At 51.9% G+C, this 17225-nt stretch carries 14 protein-coding genes; 5 read left to right on the plus strand and 9 right to left on the minus strand.

All coding sequences use genetic code 11. The features are described 5' to 3' along the window. Positions 1-339: 339 nt before the first annotated feature. Positions 340-861: a hypothetical protein gene (locus Q2J39_RS03530; RefSeq protein WP_288339132.1), complete on the minus strand. Its 522-nt coding sequence runs from the start codon at positions 859-861 to the stop codon at positions 340-342. A gap of 208 nt (positions 862-1069) precedes the next feature. Further along, positions 1070-2956 carry an ABC transporter substrate-binding protein gene (locus tag Q2J39_RS03535; protein ID WP_288339133.1) on the minus strand — a complete coding sequence of 629 codons (1887 nt, stop codon included), beginning with the start codon at positions 2954-2956 and terminating at the stop codon, positions 1070-1072. Between the two features lie 357 nt (positions 2957-3313). On the opposite strand from Q2J39_RS03535, the gene Q2J39_RS03540 reads away from it, so the two are divergent. Both Q2J39_RS03540 and Q2J39_RS03545 read left to right on the plus strand, forming a co-directional pair. After that, the gene (locus tag Q2J39_RS03540) at positions 3314-4822 is read left to right on the plus strand and encodes a carboxypeptidase M32 (RefSeq protein ID WP_288339134.1); all 1509 of its coding nucleotides are present in this window, start codon (positions 3314-3316) and stop codon (positions 4820-4822) included. A gap of 349 nt (positions 4823-5171) precedes the next feature. Next, positions 5172-6617 (plus strand): MFS transporter, encoded by a 1446-nt coding sequence (locus tag Q2J39_RS03545; protein ID WP_230266899.1) that lies wholly within the window; start codon positions 5172-5174, stop codon positions 6615-6617. A gap of 216 nt (positions 6618-6833) precedes the next feature. On the opposite strand, the gene Q2J39_RS03550 is transcribed toward Q2J39_RS03545, so the two are convergent. After that, positions 6834-7445 carry an AAA family ATPase gene (locus Q2J39_RS03550; RefSeq protein ID WP_288339135.1) on the minus strand — a complete coding sequence of 204 codons (612 nt, stop codon included), beginning with the start codon at positions 7443-7445 and terminating at the stop codon, positions 6834-6836. Between the two features lie 306 nt (positions 7446-7751). Next, positions 7752-8432 carry an orotate phosphoribosyltransferase gene (gene pyrE, locus Q2J39_RS03555; protein ID WP_230266901.1) on the minus strand — a complete coding sequence of 227 codons (681 nt, stop codon included), beginning with the start codon at positions 8430-8432 and terminating at the stop codon, positions 7752-7754. A 979-nt stretch (positions 8433-9411) separates the two neighbouring features. On the opposite strand from pyrE, the gene Q2J39_RS03560 reads away from it, so the two are divergent. Together Q2J39_RS03560 and Q2J39_RS03565 are read left to right on the plus strand one after the other, a co-directional pair. After that, positions 9412-9672, plus strand: a complete 261-nt coding sequence (locus Q2J39_RS03560) for an FRAT-87 protein (RefSeq protein ID WP_230266902.1) — start codon at positions 9412-9414, stop codon at positions 9670-9672. Between the two features lie 236 nt (positions 9673-9908). Continuing rightward, the gene (locus tag Q2J39_RS03565; protein ID WP_230266903.1) at positions 9909-10169 is read left to right on the plus strand and encodes an FRAT-87 protein; all 261 of its coding nucleotides are present in this window, start codon (positions 9909-9911) and stop codon (positions 10167-10169) included. Positions 10170-10420: 251 nt separating this feature from the next. On the opposite strand, the gene Q2J39_RS03570 is transcribed toward Q2J39_RS03565, so the two are convergent. The 3 genes from Q2J39_RS03570 to Q2J39_RS03580 form a co-directional block, all read right to left on the minus strand. After that, positions 10421-12358 carry a fructose-specific PTS transporter subunit EIIC gene (locus Q2J39_RS03570; RefSeq protein ID WP_288339136.1) on the minus strand — a complete coding sequence of 646 codons (1938 nt, stop codon included), beginning with the start codon at positions 12356-12358 and terminating at the stop codon, positions 10421-10423. 184 nt (positions 12359-12542) lie between these two features. Further along, entirely contained in the window at positions 12543-13466 is a 924-nt protein-coding gene (gene pfkB, locus Q2J39_RS03575) for a 1-phosphofructokinase (RefSeq protein WP_288339137.1), read from the minus strand. Between the two features lie 153 nt (positions 13467-13619). Next, positions 13620-14399, minus strand: coding sequence for a DeoR/GlpR family DNA-binding transcription regulator (locus Q2J39_RS03580; RefSeq protein WP_230266905.1), 780 nt, complete (start codon positions 14397-14399; stop codon positions 13620-13622). A 655-nt stretch (positions 14400-15054) separates the two neighbouring features. On the opposite strand from Q2J39_RS03580, the gene Q2J39_RS03585 reads away from it, so the two are divergent. Further along, entirely contained in the window at positions 15055-15480 is a 426-nt protein-coding gene (locus tag Q2J39_RS03585) for a hypothetical protein (protein ID WP_288339138.1), read from the plus strand. 314 nt (positions 15481-15794) lie between these two features. On the opposite strand, the gene Q2J39_RS03590 is transcribed toward Q2J39_RS03585, so the two are convergent. Then, the gene (locus tag Q2J39_RS03590; RefSeq protein ID WP_230266907.1) at positions 15795-16382 is read right to left on the minus strand and encodes a formate/nitrite transporter family protein; all 588 of its coding nucleotides are present in this window, start codon (positions 16380-16382) and stop codon (positions 15795-15797) included. Positions 16383-16397: 15 nt separating this feature from the next. Next, on the minus strand, positions 16398-17096 hold the full coding sequence (gene pyrF, locus Q2J39_RS03595) for an orotidine-5'-phosphate decarboxylase (protein ID WP_288339139.1): 699 nt from the start codon (positions 17094-17096) through the stop codon (positions 16398-16400). Positions 17097-17225 lie beyond the last annotated feature (129 nt).

Raw genomic sequence — 17225 nt, forward strand, 5'->3', positions numbered from 1 at the left:
GAACTAACCTGATTTGTAAGTGAGCTTGTGAAGCTTAAGTGAACAGCATTGCTTTCGTCGTTTTTTTAACAGGTGTACCTTCCAGTATAGCAGTTGCCAATTTTTACTCTTTTTCTTTTTCAAATCCACACCATTTCCAGAGGATTTGCGCAAAGATGTACAGGTTTTCCAGCGATCGAAGCCGCTCTGTCCTTCCTTGACTTCGTATCTCTACTTTACCCGGCTGTTCGTACTCGCTTTTGGCAGGGGTGAAAAAAGCAGCCTTTCCGTATGGGGGAAAAGCTGCCGTATTGCTTGATTAAACTCAGAATTCAGCCGGTCCGGATCTAAAGCCGGCGATCAGCCTTCGCAAAACCAGGCGACGCCTTCATAGCGCCAGCCCAGGCGCAGCAGTGCATTGGCTTCGTTGACATCCCGCGTGAAATGGTGCGTCGCCGTCCACGCGTTTGGATTGTACAGGCGGTACACCGGCTTGCCGGACGCTTCCTTGACTGCGGTCCACGCCAGATCAGTAGACGCGAACGCGACATCTTCGTAGCGCCAGCCAAAACGAACCAGCGCATCGCGTTCGTTCGTATCCATGCAGTAATGGTGGTCTCCGGTATTCGGATTGTACAGACGATACACGTACCAGCCGTCCGCCGGCGACTGCCAGGCGGTGCCTTCATTGCGCCAGCCGGCCGCAATCAGCTGATTTCGCTCTCTGGATACCTGCGTAAAGAAATGTTCGCCGCTGTTTGGATTGTACAGACGGTATACCGTGTAGCTGTCCGCTGCCAGAGCCGATACGGGGGCCTGCAGCGAACTGCCCAGAAGTCCGCTCAGAGCCAGACAGAACGCCCGCTTTTTCCCTTTTTTCATAATTCCCTTTTTCTCCTTATTCGATTCCCTTTTGCGGCTTCTGTTTTCTGTATATGCAATAGATCTCATTCGCCCATCTATTGTTTCGAAAGGATGAAAAACAGTCTTTTGTGCCGCACCTATGTCTATTTTAACAGGCGTCATGGATCGACAATACCCTCTGCAGGCAATTCATTTTTCGAGTGCGGATTTTTGCAGCCGGAGCCATTTAGCTACTGGAAGCATCCGAAGAGGCGGCGGAAGCAATCTGGGAGGAATCGTCTGAATCGCTCTTCGAATCGGATTCGTTCTTCGACAAATCGGCAGAAGAAGAAACGGAATCCGAACTGGCCAGCGTCGCATCCGCGAGTGCCTGGGACCACGTCTTGAGCGGACCGGTTTTCATGCCCTGCAGCCGGCGGCTGTACAGGTTGAAGACGTAGTTTCCATAAATGGCTTCATACGGACAGAGCTCGGAGGCGCGAATCATCGCCTTCTGGTAGTTTTCAACCGACTCTTTCTGATTGACGGCGGACTTGCCGGCACTCAGATCGGCGTTGAGCGCTTCATCAAAGATGTGCGCGTAGTTTGTTCCGCCCGCAATGCGGTGATTGGCCGTATCGGTATAGCCTTCGTACAGGTTCATCGCCGAGTTGTTCTGACCCGAATACGTGGACACCATGAAAAACGCGTCCCAGTCGTCGATCGGCTCTTCGCTCGACGGACTGACGGTCGTCAGCAGCGCGTTGAAGCTGATCGTGTTTGTGCGCAGTTCGGCTCCGATTTTGCGCCAGGATACTTCCAGCATCGGAAGCAGAGTTTTTAAAACGGAGTTGTTCTTGCTGGCGAGGAAACGGACTTCCAGACGCCTGCCGTCCTTTTCCCGGATGCCGTCGTCGCCCATTTTCCATCCAGCCGCGTCAAGAATCGCACTGGCCTTGTCGGGATCATAGCTGTAGTCGATCAGGCCGTCGATTTCCTTATCTCCCGTTGTCACCGCGCCCAGACCGTGGGCAATCGGTGACCAGAACGTTTTCGGCACATAGCCGACGTTTACATTTTCCAGATCCGCATCCATGGAAATACTTGGCCACGCGTAGTACTTTTCGACAAATTTTTCCTGATCCGTCGCATAGGCCAGCGCCTGCCGGACCGCCGGATCGGCGCATACGCCTTCCTGACAGTTAAAGCCGATATAGCCCTGGGCTGCGCGCAAATAGTGGCTCGTTTCCACATTATCGAGGGCCGAAGCCTGCGCGATGATGTCCGGATTGGCGGTTGCCGGAATCAGATCGATCGTTCCGTCCTGAAGCGACTGCACTTCCGTACCCGCTTCAATCGTCAGCATCGCCACAGATTCGATCGGATACTGGCCATCCCCGTTCCAGTCCGGATTTTTCTTCAGCACAGCGCCCCACGAAGGATCGTACTGATCGATCACATACGGACCGGTTCCAATCGCCTGCTCCGGCTCGAGGTTTTTATAGGCGTCCAGATTGCCGCGGGAATACGGAAACTGACCTTCCGGCACGATGAACACCGTGCCGATCGAAGCGACCGCGTCACTATCCGGCTGGGCGCACGTAAAGGTAACGGTCAGACCGTTGTGCGAAACCTGAATGCCAGAAATGTCTCTGGCCGATCCGTCCTGGCACGCTTCAAAGCCTTCAATGAAATCGTACGTGCCGTCCTTGATGCCGCCCACGTATTCCGGATCCGCCATGAGCGTAAAGGAATACTTGATGTCATCGCCGTCCAGTTCCGATCCGTCTGAAAAGCGAAGTCCTTCCTTGAGATGGAAGCGGATCGTTTTTCCGTCCTTGGACACTTCCGGCGCTTCGCTGGCCAGAACCGGCACCAGCGATCCGTCCGCGTCGTACGCCAGCATGGACTGATACACCATGTTGACAACCCACTGGTCATACATCGACGCGGCATACATCGGACAGAACGTTCCCGTCAGTTTCTGGGTAATGCCGACTTTGAGAACGTCATCGCCAAGCGTCCCTGGACCGGTCGACGCGGAATCCGTCGACGATTTGGGTTTGGAACAGCCGGTCAGCGAAACCAGCAGCGCCGCGCAGAGCGCAGTAAGAATGAAACGGCGTACTTTCATAAAAACCTCCTGAGGCGGCTGCCAAACACCGCCCGACCGATCTAGAACTTACGGTCTGTCTTAATCTATATGTCCAATATGTGTTCTATATGCAGATTCAGGAACAGGGAAATCCCGGGAAATCGCAGGCGTTCAATAACTCCTTCATCGCTATTCCCTGCATGCATCAGCAAAATGGAAAGGCAGTGCCTTCCTGTCCAATGTACAGAGTACAGACGGGCACGGGCCGGATTCCCTGTAAAATAGAAACGCAAAGCCAAATAAAAACAAACTGAAAATACGAAAAAACAGAAAACAAAGAAGGCCCTTGCTGCCCAAACGGCAGCATACGGCCAAATTGAAAGGAATCCCATCTGTATGAAACTCAATTTTTCTCCGCGCTACCAGCAGCTTCTTGATACGCTGGGCGCCTATACGCTGGCCTGCTCGACAGTCTATGTCGATGAGTATACCGTTGCCCCGAAAAAGGGGGCTTCCCGGACCAATGAGGCGCTGACGATTTTGTCGCAGTTCGCCTTTAATCTCGAAAACAATCCCGGAACGATCGCCTGGCTCGAAGAAGAATATGCCGCCATGGCAGACGGATCGCTCGAACAGAAAGAAGTCGGGCTGCGCCTGAAAAAGCTTCAGGACACCCGGAAGATTCCTTCCCCGCTTTACAGAAAATGGCAGGAAAGCGCGGCCGAAAGCGAGACGATCTGGCACGAAGCCAAAGTCCAGTCCGATTATGAACGCTTTCGCCCCGCGCTCGAAAAAGTCATTTCGTATACGCTGCAGGCGGCGTCATATTCGCCGCGCTTTGATCCGGCCCATCCTTATGATTATCTGCTCAGTCTTTACGAACCGGGCATGAATCAGGAAAAATATGATGCTTTTTTTGAAGCGATCCTCGAAGATCTCGGTCCGCTCGTCAAAAAAGCGGCTGCGGCCCGGCCAAAAGATCTTTCTCTTCTGCACGCGCCGGTGAGCGACGCGCAGCAGGAAAAACTGGCCAGTGAAGTTCTCGATTTTCTGAAAGCCGATCGGGACCGGCTGGCGATCAGCACGACCGAGCACCCGTTTACCGATTTTCTGTCCCACGACGATGTCCGGATCACCACGCACTATGAACCGGATCAGTTTGTCAGTTCCATTCTTTCGACCGTCCACGAATACGGGCACGCGCTGTATCATCTGCAGACGGAAGCGGCTTTTGACAAGACGATGCTCGTGGAAGGCGTCGGCTGCGCTGCCCACGAATCCCAGTCCCGTCTGCTGGAAAATCACATTGGCCGCTCCAGAGCGTTCTGGAGCGTGCTGCTTCCCGCTTTGCGAAAAGAAATTCCAGCCCTCGAAACGGTCGATGCCGATACGCTGTTTACACTGGTCAACACGTGCCGTCCTTCGCTGATTCGAACCGACGCGGATGAGCTCACCTATCCCTTCCATATTCTCATACGCTATGAAATTGAAAAGAAAATGGCCGCAGGCACCCTCGATTATGCGACGCTTCCGCAGCTCTGGAACGATCTTTACGAAACGTATCTCGGCGCACGGCCCGAAAACGACCGTGAAGGCGTCCTGCAGGATGTGCACTGGTCTTCCGGCGATCTCGGCTATTTCCCCAGCTACGCGCTTGGCTCTGCCTACGCGGCCCAGATTTATGAAGCCATGGAGCGGGACATCGATCCAGAGCAGCTCATTCTGGAAAACCGCTTTGAAGACATCGCGGCCTGGCTGGAAAAGAACGTCCATCGCTATGGCGCCTCGAAAACCATGCTGGAAATTGTCGAAGAAGTCAGCGGCAAACCGTTTGATCCGCACATTTATACCGGCATGCTTAAGAAAAAATACGCGCCTCTGCTGGAAGATCAGGCAGAAGACTGAGGTCGAACTGAGGCCGGATGACGCTTGCTCTTCGGGATTGAGGGCGGGATCGAACAGGCTGGCGCAAAAAGCCGGCTATGGAGGATCCGTCGTCTGTACAGAAGACCCAGCACTGGCGGTTTCTGTCGCCGTCTTTTGCAAAATGTCCGCATTTCCAATCCTATCTTTTGAGTAATGTGTCCATATCTCTGTACTTTTCATTTTCAGCGTCATTTTTTATTCCGCCGCATTGCGGCGGAATTTCTTTTGAGTATGTGAAACTAACAGTAAGCATTTTATTGATAAGATGGTCATGAAAAAAGAGAAAGAAGAAAGGAGGACAAACAGAAAAGGAATGATGGAGTAATTTATGTCTGATACCACAACTCAAAACGGCTTAACCCCTCTCCAGCGCAACCTCGCATATCTTGGCTGTCTGATGTTAGCCTTGTCCATGGCGGCCTTTGGCCTCTCCCTCGCCAATATTCAGGGACCGGTTCTTGCAAGTCTCAACGGCATGGACTCTTTTTCACTCGTTACCGCGCTGACTTCCGCTTCGCTCTGCCTGATGACTCTGATCGGCGGATCGCTGATGGACAGCATCGGTGCTAAGAAACTTGTTCTCTGGTTTGGTCTGATCAACTGCATTTGCGGCATTGGTCTCGCCTTTGCCTCTTCGCTTTCCATGTATCTGATTTTGCGTGTCGTTCTTTCGGCATGCCAGGGCGCGTTCTCGGCTGTTCCGTTTATCGCCGTCCGTCAGATTTTCCCGGTTAAAGAAGTCCCGAAATACGTAGGTTTCCTTTCCGGCGCACTGGCCATCGGAAGCTTTATCGGTTCCTGGGGCGCAGGCTGGCTTATGGACCACGGCATGACCGGTATGGCTTCGGCTTTCCCGACAATTTTCCTGGCTATCGGTATTTATCTGATTTATCGCTATCTGCCAAACGGCGCAACCCATAAAGGCGTTCATCTGGACTGGATCGGCGCACTGCTTCTGGGCATCTGCCTGTTTGCCCTTGTCTTCTGGCTTAACTACGGTGCCATTCTCGGCTGGGGCTCTGCCTTCGTCCTCACCTGCGCAGCCATTACGATTATCAGCTTCATTCTGCTGCTGATCGCGGAAAAGAAAATCAGTTCTCCGCTGATTCCTCTGAATCTTTTCAAGAACAAGACGTTCGTTATCGTTCTGCTGATCACCGGTCTCTGCGTTGTTTACCTGACGGCCATTAACGCCTACGTTCCGCAGGCTATGCAGCAGCTGATGGGCCAGCCGGCTTCCATCAGCGGTACCGTTCAGATTCCGCGTACGATTCTTTCCATTCTCGTTCCTGGCGCTGCCGGTGTATGGATCGCCAAGAAGCTTTCGAACTTCTGGAAAGCCTTTGCTTACTGCGCTATTCTGGTCATCATCCCGACTGGACTGCTCGTCTTCATTGGTCCGAACATGCCGGTATGGTTCGTATTCGTCATGCTCGCACTGACCGGAATCGCCGATTCCTTCCGTACCGTATCGTCCATCCCTGCAGCGCAGATGCTGCTTAAACCGCAGGATCTTGGCATCGGTACTTCCCTGGTTGGATTTATCATTTCCCTCAGCGGCGTTATCGCTTCCGCTCTGTTCTCCATTGCCTACAACGCACTGACCCAGGCTACACCAGGCAACGTCGGCATGACACAGGGTATCGATACCGTTCTGCTGATCTCCTGCGCAGCAGCCGTCATCGCTCTGCTTCTGGCCATCTTCGTCTTCCGTCCAATGTTCCCGAAAGCCGTTGCTGCCATGCATAAAGACGACGACGCTTCCGCAAAATAACCGCTTTAAACTTTTCAGATCCCGATACGATCTGCAGGCTGTCCTTTCGGGGGCAGCCTTTTTTCCTGGAGCAGTCGATCGGATCCGCGTCGGGAATACGCAAAAAGCAGAAGCTCTCCGAACGGATCGGATGCAGCTTCTGCTTTTTTTGCTGAAATTCAGAAATAGGGATTTAGGGATACCTGAGCGGGTTTGCGTTCGCGGTTGCCGGATCAGCTAGTCTTCGTTGGTATGACGAACCGCGCCCGTGCAGTCTTGGGCGAGAGCGACGATCGTATCCGCGCAGCTTTCGATCGGCAGGCGGCTTGTATCGAGGCAGACGTCATAGTAGAACGCCTTGCCCCATTTGCGGCCGGTGAAGTACTGATAGTGCGCCTTGCGGCGTTTATCCTTATCGCGCAGACGCTTGTCGATGCTTTCGTCGCGCTCGCCGTATTCGGTCAGAATTCTCTTCTTGCGGCTTTCTTCATCCGCCCAGATGAAGCAGCTCAGTACGCCGGGTTCATTGCGCAGCAGGAAGTCGGCGCAGCGGCCGACGATGACACAGTGTCCCTTTTTGGCCAGATCCAGGATGACTTTGGTCTGCGCTTCAAACAGCTGTTCGTTGAGGTTGAAGCTGAAGCTGCTGCTGGCGAGCATGGTCATGAAGCGGTCCTGCTCTTCGCCGTTCTGTTCGATGAACTCTTTAGCGAATCCGCTTTGCGCGGCGATCTTTTCGACCAGGTTCCAGTCGTAGAAGTCATAGCCGAGTTTTGCGGCGACCAGTCTGCCGATAGTACGGCCGCCCGATCCGAATTCTCGGGTAATGGTAATGATGTTTGCAGTCATACGTACCTCTTTCCAGATCCCGTTGGATCCTGATGTGTGTTTTGCAGACCGAAAAGCCATTATATTGCCAATGAATGCCGGGTCCGCTCCGATTTTGAAAGCTGCCGTCGCCAGGGTCTGGCTTTCAATTTCTTTGCGGAGGCCCCTCTGTACTCCGTTTTGGTCTGCTTTATTCCTAAATAAATTATAGCCGCTTAAAGACGCATAAAGACCACCAGTTCCCACAAAAGCGCAAAACAAAAACCGGAGCCTTTCAAAAAAGATCCGGTTTGCGTTGTATAGAGAGATATCGATTACCGAACGGAATTAAAAATCGAACGTGCGATCCGACGCGCCGTACTGTGCATAATAGTCGCGAATTCTCGAAATCATCTCGTCATCGAGCGTTTTGTTTTCTTTCAGGCAGGAAACGATTTCCGGCATCGATACGATCGCCGCGGTTTCAAAGCCGTATTTCTTTGCGACTTCGCCAAGCGCGGACGTATCGGACTGGCCTTTTTCAGCGCGATCGAGCGAAACCATCAGGCCCTTGATTTCCACGTTTGCTGCGCCTTTGACTTTTGGCACCGTCTCATCCATGGATTTGCCGGAGGTGGTCACGTCTTCGATCATGATGACGCGGTCGCCGTCTTTGAGTTTTGTGCCCAGGAAGCTTCCTTTATCCGCGCCATGATCTTTTTCTTCCTTACGGTCGGAACAGTAGCGGATTTCCTTGCCGAAGAGGTCGTAATACGCTTCCGCGGTAACGACGGCCAGCGGAATTCCCTTGTAGGCCGGGCCGAAGAGCACATCAAAGTCATCGCCGTAACGATCATGAATGGCTTTAGCATAAAACTCGCCGAGCTTGCGCAGCTGACGACCGTTTTCATAGCCGCCGGCGTTCATGAAAAAGGGCGAGATCCGTCCGGACTTGAGCGTGAAGGTACCAAATTTCAGCACGCCGCTATCCAGCATGAAATCAATGAATTCCTGTTTGTAGTCTTCCATTTTCTTTTCTCCTTAACTGGCTTCGAATTAACGCATGGACCGCCGCAGATGCCTTCGCCTGAAAGGGCAAGGCGCTTTTTATATGGATTTTATATGGATATGGATCCAGAAAAGACTTTGGATCCGGGAATGCGGGCGATCTTTTTTCCTGTTCAATCTTATCAGATCCGCCGCCAAAACCGGCAGCGGTTTAGAGGAGTCCGGCTTTTGACTCCAAATTCCTTTTTAAATGATCGGACCGCTCAGACGGATCGGACAAAAAGAAAAAGGACTTTGCCTTATGGCAGACACATAGAGTCTGGCCGCAAAGGGGCAAAGTCCTCTTTTCGTTTGAAATGTCGTTTTACGTCCTCATCTGATCTTGCGCTGTTCGCTCAGGACGCAGGCGCGAAGCCGCTTTACTGTTCGTCGGATTCTGTGCCTTCAAATTCTTCTCGAATGCCTAGAACGACTCCAGCCAGAGCGGCGATCACCATCATGGCGCTGATCAGAACCACAATCCACTTTGTATTTTGCATAGGGGGGGCACTCCTTCCTGCTCAATGCCTTGAGCCGATATTCGCGAAAGTCTTTTCCGCTTTTTCTTTTCTATATTGTACCCTCTGCACCGCTTGCCAGGGAGCGGACAATGACCGGACCTTGCTGGTCATTTTGCTTGTCTGGATGCATTCACCGCTGGCTTCCGGCTATCATTCGCCTCGGAACACTGTCTTGCTTCTTTGCCCGTACGCATTTCCTGGTTATTAATATGATCTTTATTTCAATTTCGTGAAATGTCTATTTTTTTTACTCCGGTTAAGTTTTTTTTTTGTTTTCTGACTTAGGTAAAGCTATAAAACGAATCATTATAGTCGATATAAATCAAGCGAATAAGGCTTTTTTGTTCATGTATCGTTCCGAAAAATATTTGGGCATACAAAAAGGAATGATACGTGTCAGCTAGTATTATGAATGCGTAAAGAAAAGGAGATGTTTCTCAATGACTAAAGAAGAATTCAAGAAAGTTCTTGATGCAGCTCTGGGTACAGATGCATACAGTGCAGAAGTAATCGCCGACCTGGTTGAACACTTCGACGCAACTGGCAAATATGCACAGACTGCCAAAGACCGTCTGGACGAGAGATATGGCTCCCTTCTCGGCTGGATTCAGAAACATGCAGCAGAAGGCGAATACGCAAAAGCTGCTGATGAAGCCGAAAAGATTGCGATCGTTCTCAAAGCCCTTGCCGCAATTAAGTAAATCCCAATCGCAAGGCATGCCGGATCCGGACAGGGATCCCGGCAGACGATGGACGCTCAGTCTCATCGCTTAATTGATTCACTATTCTAAATTATCCATTCATCGGAACGAATCTTCGGATTCTCCGGTTTGGAATATGCAGAACCCCGCTGGAGTAAATCCGAAGAAATCGTCCGACGAATTCTTAAGATAATCCATCGGTCAGTATGATTAAACACTTAAGGAGGTCATCTATCATGACAAAAGAAGAATTCACCAAAACCCTGGAAGCTGCAATCGGCGGCACTGAATACGGCGACGAAGTAATCGCTGACCTCACTGCTCACTTCGACGAAACTGGCAAGTACGCTCAGACTGCTAAAGATCGTCTGGACGAAAGACTCGGCTCCCTGGAAGGCTGGGAAAAGAAACACAAAGCTGAAGGCAACGACGCAGCTGCAGCTGTAGAAGCTGAAAAGATCGCTCTCGTTAAAAAAGCCCTCGCTGCTATCGCCTAACCAGCTATAGTCCCGCACGTCCCGTCACGCTGACGTCCCTCAACAAACACTCTTAATCCCACACATAAACGCCGGCTGTGCTTCGCCACAGCCGGCGTTTTCTGTTCTTTTCTCGCTCCCGTCTTTTTGAGAGATCGTTTCCTGCGATCGATCGCGTAAAAGGGGCGGTGTCAAACAGGTCTTTTTTTTGCCAGCCTGTTCGCACCGCCTCTTTTTCAGGTGTCTTTTTATCCGGTTTACAAACTCGGATTTCAGGCCGCTGCTTTTACAGGCTTGCGGGTGAAACCAAGAATCAGAGCTGCAGCAGCTACGCCTGCTGCAAGAGCGACCAGATACATCAGCGGATTGCCGATGGTCAGGACAACAAAGATACCGCCATGAGGTGCCATCAGCGTGCATCCGAACAGTTCAGAAAGCGCGCCGGCAAGAGCGGAACCAATCGCACACGCGGGAAGCACGTGAAGCGGGTCGCTCGCCGCAAATGGAATTGCACCTTCTGTAATGAACGACAGTCCCATGACCACATTCGTCGGCGCTGTTTTCCGCTCATCTTCTGTGAACTTGTTTTTAAACAGCCATGAGGCAAGAGCTATGGCGATGGGAGGAACCATGCCGCCGATCATAACCGAAGCCATTACGGCATAATTTCCAGCCGCAAGAGAAGCCGTGCCGAATACATACGCCGCTTTGTTGAACGGGCCGCCCATATCGATGGCCATCATTCCGGCAAGCAGAGCACCAAGAACCACCCCTGAAACGCCGTTCAGCGATTCGAGCCAGAGATTCAGCTGTGTATTGAGCCAGCCGACTGGCGGTTCAACCAGGAACATCATAATTGCACCGGTGATCAGAACACCGAAGAACGGATAGATCAGCATCGGCTTAATGCCTTCCAGGGAATCCGGGAGTTTGGTACAAATCTTTTTCAGACCGTTAATTACATAGCCGGCCACGAATCCAATCAGCAGCGCGCCAAGGAATCCGGATTTTCCATTTGCGGCAATGGCGCCGCCGACAAATCCGACCATCAGCCCCGGGCGATCCGCAATCGACATGGCGATGTATCCGGAAAGAACCGGGAGCATGAAGCCAAACGCAATATCGCCCACACTCTTGAAGAAAGCCGCCGCCGGCGTAATCGTACCAAACAGCTGCCGCTCGGATTCAGCCAGCATGTTCATGTCTACGCAAAAGCCGTCAATCAGGAAGGCAATAGCGATCATGATTCCGCCGCCGACAATAAAGGGAAGCATGTGCGAAACGCCGTTCATCAGGTCTTTATACACCTTGTGCCAGCCGGATTCTTTTTCTTCCGATCCTTCTGCATGCGATGCATTGCCGGATTCGTATACCGGAGCGGCCGGATCCAGGGAGCGTTCGATCAGCTCCTGCGGTTTATGAATTCCATCGGCAACAGCGGTCTGAATCACGCGTTTTCCGTTGAATCGATCCATAGGAACTTTTGTATCGGCCGCAACAATGATTCCATCGGCATTCTGAATGTCGTCCGCCGTCAGTATATTTTTTGCGCCGCCGGATCCGCGTGTTTCCACCTTGACCCGGTATCCCATTTCCTTAGCTTTTTTCTCAATGGACTCTGCAGCCATATACGTATGCGCAATTCCCGTCGGGCATCCCGTAACCGCCACAATATAAGGAACCTTTGCATCCGGATTTGCGCCGGCTGCCGGCTCTTTTTCTGCCGTCGCCGTTTTTTCTGCCGCCGGCTGATCGAGGGCTTCTTCCGCCTCATTGAGCAGATTCAAAAATTCCTCTGGTGTCTGCGCCTTTTTGAGTGCGCTGGAAAGCTCTTCATTCATCAGCATTCTCGACAGCTGGGCCAGCACCTGAAGATGAACGTTTCCGCCTTCCGGTGCGGCAATCAGGAACAGAAGATTCACCGGCTGTCCGTCGAGAGAGTCATAATCCACACCGTCTGGAATGACCATGGCGGCCAGACCTGGCTGTTTTACGGCTGCGCTGCGGCCATGGGGAATCGCGATCCCCATGCCCACACCCGTCGTACTTTCTTTTTCCCTGTTATAAACCTGTTCTTCATAGGGAGCGCGCTCTGCGATTTTTCCGCTTTTTTCCATGAGATCAATCGCTTTGCGGATAATTTCGTTTTTATCGGCAGCAGAAGCATGCACATCGATGCTTTCGATTGCCAGCAAATCGCGAATTTTCATGTGTTTTCCTTTCCTCTGCCGGACGATTCCGTCCGTCTTTTTCGCTTAAGGTAAATCGGGTGTCTCTTTGCACATCTGCATCCTGTTTTGAGTAAGGAAAACATCGCAGGCGAACACAGATCCGACGCTTCCGGAAATTCCAGATTGGCCGGCAGGAAAGCAGTGTGCAGTGTATTGAAATCGATCAGAGTGTAAACTGCTGAATCTCGATCGGACTTTCGTTCTGAAGCCGCTGAATATCTTCGTACTGGGCCAGATCGCTGCAGAAGGCGGTAGCCGATCCGCAGTAGACGCCAAGAGCAAGCGCCTCTTTAAGATTCTCGGTATCGAGATAGCCAGCCATAAATCCCGCAACCATCGAGTCGCCCGACCCGACGGAATTGACCAGTTTTCCCTGCGGGCAGGAAGCCGTATAAAACGCGCCGTCCATTCCGGCAAGCAGTGCACCTTTCGCCCCGCGGGAAACCAGAACATTTTTTGCCCCCATGTCCTGAAGTCTGCGGGCCGCCCAGGCAAGGCTTTCGACGGATTCAAGTTTCTGATCAAACAGAGCTTCCAGCTCATCCTGATTTGGCTTGATCAGAAACGGATGCCGCTCGAGGGTATGGAGCAGAAGATCGCCCGTGGCGTCTACCGCACTGAGCACGGAGTCCTTGGTCAGATCGAGCAGATGACGGTAGAACATCGAATCCATTCCAGCCGGAACGCTTCCAGAAAGAATCAGCACATCCTTTTCGTTCAGGCTTCGGATGCGGGTTTTCAGTTTTTCCACGTCCGCCTCACAAAGCTGCAGACCGCATCCGTTGATTTCCGTTTCCCTGCCGGATTTGAGCTTGACGTTAATCCGGGTATAGCCGGCACAGTCGATGAAGTCCTTTTTAAAGCGGCGCTCTTCCAGCATGCGCACAAGTTCCTGTCCGGAAAATCCGGCCACAAATCCAAGGGCTGTATTTTCATGACCGAGCCGTCCAAGGATCGTGGATACATTGATGCCTTTTCCGCCTGGATACAGTGCGCATTCTTCGGCCCGGTTTGTTTCGCCGGTTTCGAAATGATCGACGCGCATGATGTAGTCCAGCGAAGGATTGGCGGTAAGAGTGTAGATCATGAAGTTCTCCTTTCCTTTTTCCCAGACAGAGATACCGGGACGATCGAGCCTGGCTTACCTCGATTCGCCCAAAACCGCTGTTTGGGCTTCCTGTTTTTCTGATGATCGGTGCAAGTTCGTCACGCCGGACAGAGCTGCTTTGTCCTGAGGGTTTTACTGGATTTCGTCTTCGTTCTCCGAAACCGTTTCGCCCGTGCTTCGAAGAACCAGTCCGGGAAATCCATCCGGAATCTGCGCGTTTTTTTCCGTAATCAGAACGGCCTGTGACAGGTCGCCAAACCGAACAGCCGCGATCTGATCAAACTTGGAAGAATCGGCAAGCACATAGGCTTCCAGCGTTCTCTCCAGCGCCTTTTTCTTTACACTCGCTTCCCGTACATCCGGTGTCAGCAGTTCTCCGTCTTCTGTGACGGCATTGGTCCCAAAAAATCCTTTGGAAAATCGGTACTTGTCCAGAAATTCGAGTGTTTCTTCCCCCACCAGCGCACTGGTGATCGATTTGAGCTCTCCGCCGGTTACGGAAACCGGAACGCCGAGCTCCATCAGCCGTACGGCATGGGAAATGGAATCGGTAATCGCCCGGATCTTCTTTCCGGCCAGCAGAGGAAGGAGTGCTTCCACCGTTGTTCCAGCATCCAGATAAATGGTTTCGCCATCCTGAATCTGCGCGGCTGCCTGAAGGGCAATCGCCTTTTTTTCTTTCTGATGCTGGTCCCGGCGGCTCGCCAGCTGACTGTCGGAAACATGGGTTCTCGGTTTGCAGGTCACGCCGCCGCGTACCCGATGCAGCAGCCCCTGTTCTTCAAGCGCCATCAGATCTCTTCGCAGCGTACTCTCGGACGTCCCGAGCAGATCGAGCAGTTCCTGCTGCGATGCTCTTTCTTTTCCTTTTAAATACTCCAGAATTTTCTCGTGTCTTTCTTCGGTCATCATTTTCTGTTTTCCTTCATTTCTTTTCTATTTCTTTCACCTCTGTTCACCTGGTTTTCTTACAGTGAAATCATACGGCGATGAAAGCGGTTAATCAACCATATTTATTCAAATTTATTCATTAATTTTCTTTTTATCCTTTGATTCCATCTATTTTCGTTCAGTTTCTTTCTTATTTGTTCAAAACTATTCATATATTTCATATTTATCCAAAAGCAGAAACGCTGCATCCGGCCTTGGAAGCCCGCAAAATGGCGTCAAAGGCTCGCTCAGCTCCTTATTTGTTCATAGTACTCCAATAAAGAGCCGCTTTCGTCCAATTCTGAAAGATCGTCCGGAGGAAAGAAAACGGGACGAACGTTCTGTCCCTGGATAATTGGCGGCTTTATCTGACGAAAAAACTGTCCAGAACACGTAAGCCTGTTTTTCGGAATGGAACGGGAAGTTCAGATGCTTCCGGAACCGGTCACGAAGCTTCAGATTTTTAAACAGGAACAAACTCTCTGAATCTCACACATAAATTGCGGGTGTGCTTCGTCACAGCCGGTATTTTCAATTCTGGCCTTTCTCAAATCCGCTTCAGACTGTATCCTGTCTAGTAGACGGATGCCTCCGGGCGAATGGAGGACATCCACATAGATCTTGGAGGATTTATATTTTGAAAAAGACCGTTTATACACTGCTGAGCGCTGCTCTGCTGCTTACCATGGCCGGCTGCTCCAGCAAGCCTGCAGACTCCAGCACTTCGTCTGCAGCCGGATCATCCGCTGTCTCCGACGCTTCCGCCATTACGAGCGAAGGCACTTCTTCAGGGAAAGAAGAACCTGCAGAACCGGCAATTTATGCGGTAGGCGACATTCTCGCCAACACGCCGTTCTCCCGTCAGTCGGTCATCAATCAGCTGATCGACATGGGCTATTCCAAATCCACCGCAGAAAGCGCCGTTGACGAATACGGAGCTGACTGGGTAGAAAACGCGAAAGAAATGCTGAATCGTCTCGACAAGAAAGATCACGACGAAGCGATCCAGACGCTGCTCGACTTTGGTTTCACACAGGAAGAAGCCGAAGCGGCTGTTGAATAAGCTGTTGAATAATTGAAAAGAAGTCATTCCAGTACCAGACCCATTTCAGGCGCTCTGCCCGCTGTTTTTACAGCCGGTCGAGCGCCTTTTCCTGTTTTCAGCTTTCCTTATCATCTTTTTTCTCTTACCTTTTTCCTCTTCCCGCTTCCCTTTCTTTTCTCTCTTTCGTGTCCAGTTTTCAGGGTACCCTTTCTTCCTTGCTCTGGGTATGCGGCTATAAAAAAAATCCGTCTGGATTTTGCCGAACAATCGGACAGTCCAGACGGATTACCATTCCTTTTTGAAATGCAGCTTTGAAACACAGCGTTTCGAGCTTAGTTTTTGGCTTTTGCCTGCAGTGACGGCCAGCGGAAGATGGCTTTGTCTTCGACCATCAGACGGCAGATCACCGCGCCAAGCGCGTTGCCAAGCAAAATCCAGAGCAGGTTGAGCGACCATTTCCAGGCCAGCGCCATATAGGCGAAGTCGGCGATGGAGTGTTCAAATCCACAGAGGATAAATACCGTGACGCAAAGGAAGCATCCAGCGTGAAAGCCTCTTTTCCAGGAGCTGACCGCCAGATACATGAGAACGCCGCAAAACGTCCCGTTAATGAGGGCGACATACCAGCTCAGGGCGTCTTTCTTTTCCACCAGTGCCTGCGCGGTTTCAATCACCGGCGTGTTCGTGCGCAGCAGCAGACAGACAATTCCGGCACCGATCAGGTTGCCCAGAAGAATACGGAGAAACGGCAGGTCCTGCTCGCCGAAAAAGCCGATTTTCCCGGTGAAAAGATCAAGCTGATAAATGATGACAAACGCCAGGCCGAAGCCGAAAAAGAGGGCGCCCAGCGGCGCTTCGGCACGAAGAAACAAATACGCGGCAATCGCAATCATTCCGCCGGCCGCAATCGATTTTTTCATGGAAAGCGGCCCTGCTTACGCGTTCATCACCGCTTCGATGGCTTCAAACGTGGCTTTCGGATCCGCTGCCTTAGTAATGGAACGACCGACAACGATGTAATCGCATCCCTGTTCGCGGGCGAATTCCGGGGTGGCGACGCGCTTCTGGTCGTCCTTGGAATCGGTGGCCAGACGAATGCCCGGGGTTACAGTAAGGAAATCTTCGCCGCAGGCTTCCTTGATCGCCTTGGCTTCATGGACGGAGCAGACCACGCCGTCCAGACCGGCTTCCTTGGCCGCTTTGGCGTAGCGAATGACGGAATCGATGACTTCGCCAGGGATGCCCTGCTGTTCGTTCATCGCTTCCTTCGACGTGCTGGTCAGCTGTGTTACCGCGATGACGAGCGGCTTCTTGCCTTCGCCGGCACCGAGTTCAATGCCTTCCTTGGCGGCTTTCATCATTTCGATGCCGCCGGCCGCATGGCAGTTGACGATATCGGCGCCCAGAGCCGCCAGGTTTTTCATGCCGCCTTTTACGGTGTTTGGAATATCGTGCAGCTTCAGATCGAGGAAAACGTCATGACCCATCGCCTTGACTTCACGGACCATGTCCAGACCTTCCGCATACGTCAGTTCCATGCCGATTTTTACGGTGACGGGCTGATCAAACTGGGAAAGGAAATCCAGGACTTCCTGACGGCTGGAAAAATCCAGCGCAATAATTGTTTTGCTCATAAATTCTCCTTCTCTCGCTTTCGTGTTCTTCTGATGTTTCGCCGTTCTGCGCTTTCGAGCGTAGTCGGACAAGCATTTACGGATCGAATCGAGCCAGGCGCAGCAGGTCGCGCCTGGCGGTGCAGTTTT

This window comes from uncultured Allobaculum sp. (genome assembly GCF_948576815.1).
GTDB lineage: Bacteria > Bacillota_I > Bacilli_A > Erysipelotrichales > Erysipelotrichaceae > Allobaculum > Allobaculum fili.

Coding starts and splice junctions, on each gene's coding strand:
- Q2J39_RS03530 (WP_288339132.1), bottom strand. CDS start 861: ATGAAAAAAGGGAAAAAGCGGGCGTTCTGTCTGGCTCTGAGCGGACTT.
- Q2J39_RS03540 (WP_288339134.1), top strand. CDS start 3,314: ATGAAACTCAATTTTTCTCCGCGCTACCAGCAGCTTCTTGATACGCTG.
- Q2J39_RS03570 (WP_288339136.1), bottom strand. CDS start 12,358: ATGAAAATTCGCGATTTGCTGGCAATCGAAAGCATCGATGTGCATGCT.
- Q2J39_RS03590 (WP_230266907.1), bottom strand. CDS start 16,382: ATGAAAAAATCGATTGCGGCCGGCGGAATGATTGCGATTGCCGCGTAT.
- Q2J39_RS03545 (WP_230266899.1), top strand. CDS start 5,172: ATGTCTGATACCACAACTCAAAACGGCTTAACCCCTCTCCAGCGCAAC.
- pfkB (WP_288339137.1), bottom strand. CDS start 13,466: ATGATCTACACTCTTACCGCCAATCCTTCGCTGGACTACATCATGCGC.
- Q2J39_RS03535 (WP_288339133.1), bottom strand. CDS start 2,956: ATGAAAGTACGCCGTTTCATTCTTACTGCGCTCTGCGCGGCGCTGCTG.
- Q2J39_RS03560 (WP_230266902.1), top strand. CDS start 9,412: ATGACTAAAGAAGAATTCAAGAAAGTTCTTGATGCAGCTCTGGGTACA.
- Q2J39_RS03580 (WP_230266905.1), bottom strand. CDS start 14,399: ATGATGACCGAAGAAAGACACGAGAAAATTCTGGAGTATTTAAAAGGA.
- pyrE (WP_230266901.1), bottom strand. CDS start 8,432: ATGGAAGACTACAAACAGGAATTCATTGATTTCATGCTGGATAGCGGC.
- pyrF (WP_288339139.1), bottom strand. CDS start 17,096: ATGAGCAAAACAATTATTGCGCTGGATTTTTCCAGCCGTCAGGAAGTC.
- Q2J39_RS03565 (WP_230266903.1), top strand. CDS start 9,909: ATGACAAAAGAAGAATTCACCAAAACCCTGGAAGCTGCAATCGGCGGC.
- Q2J39_RS03550 (WP_288339135.1), bottom strand. CDS start 7,445: ATGACTGCAAACATCATTACCATTACCCGAGAATTCGGATCGGGCGGC.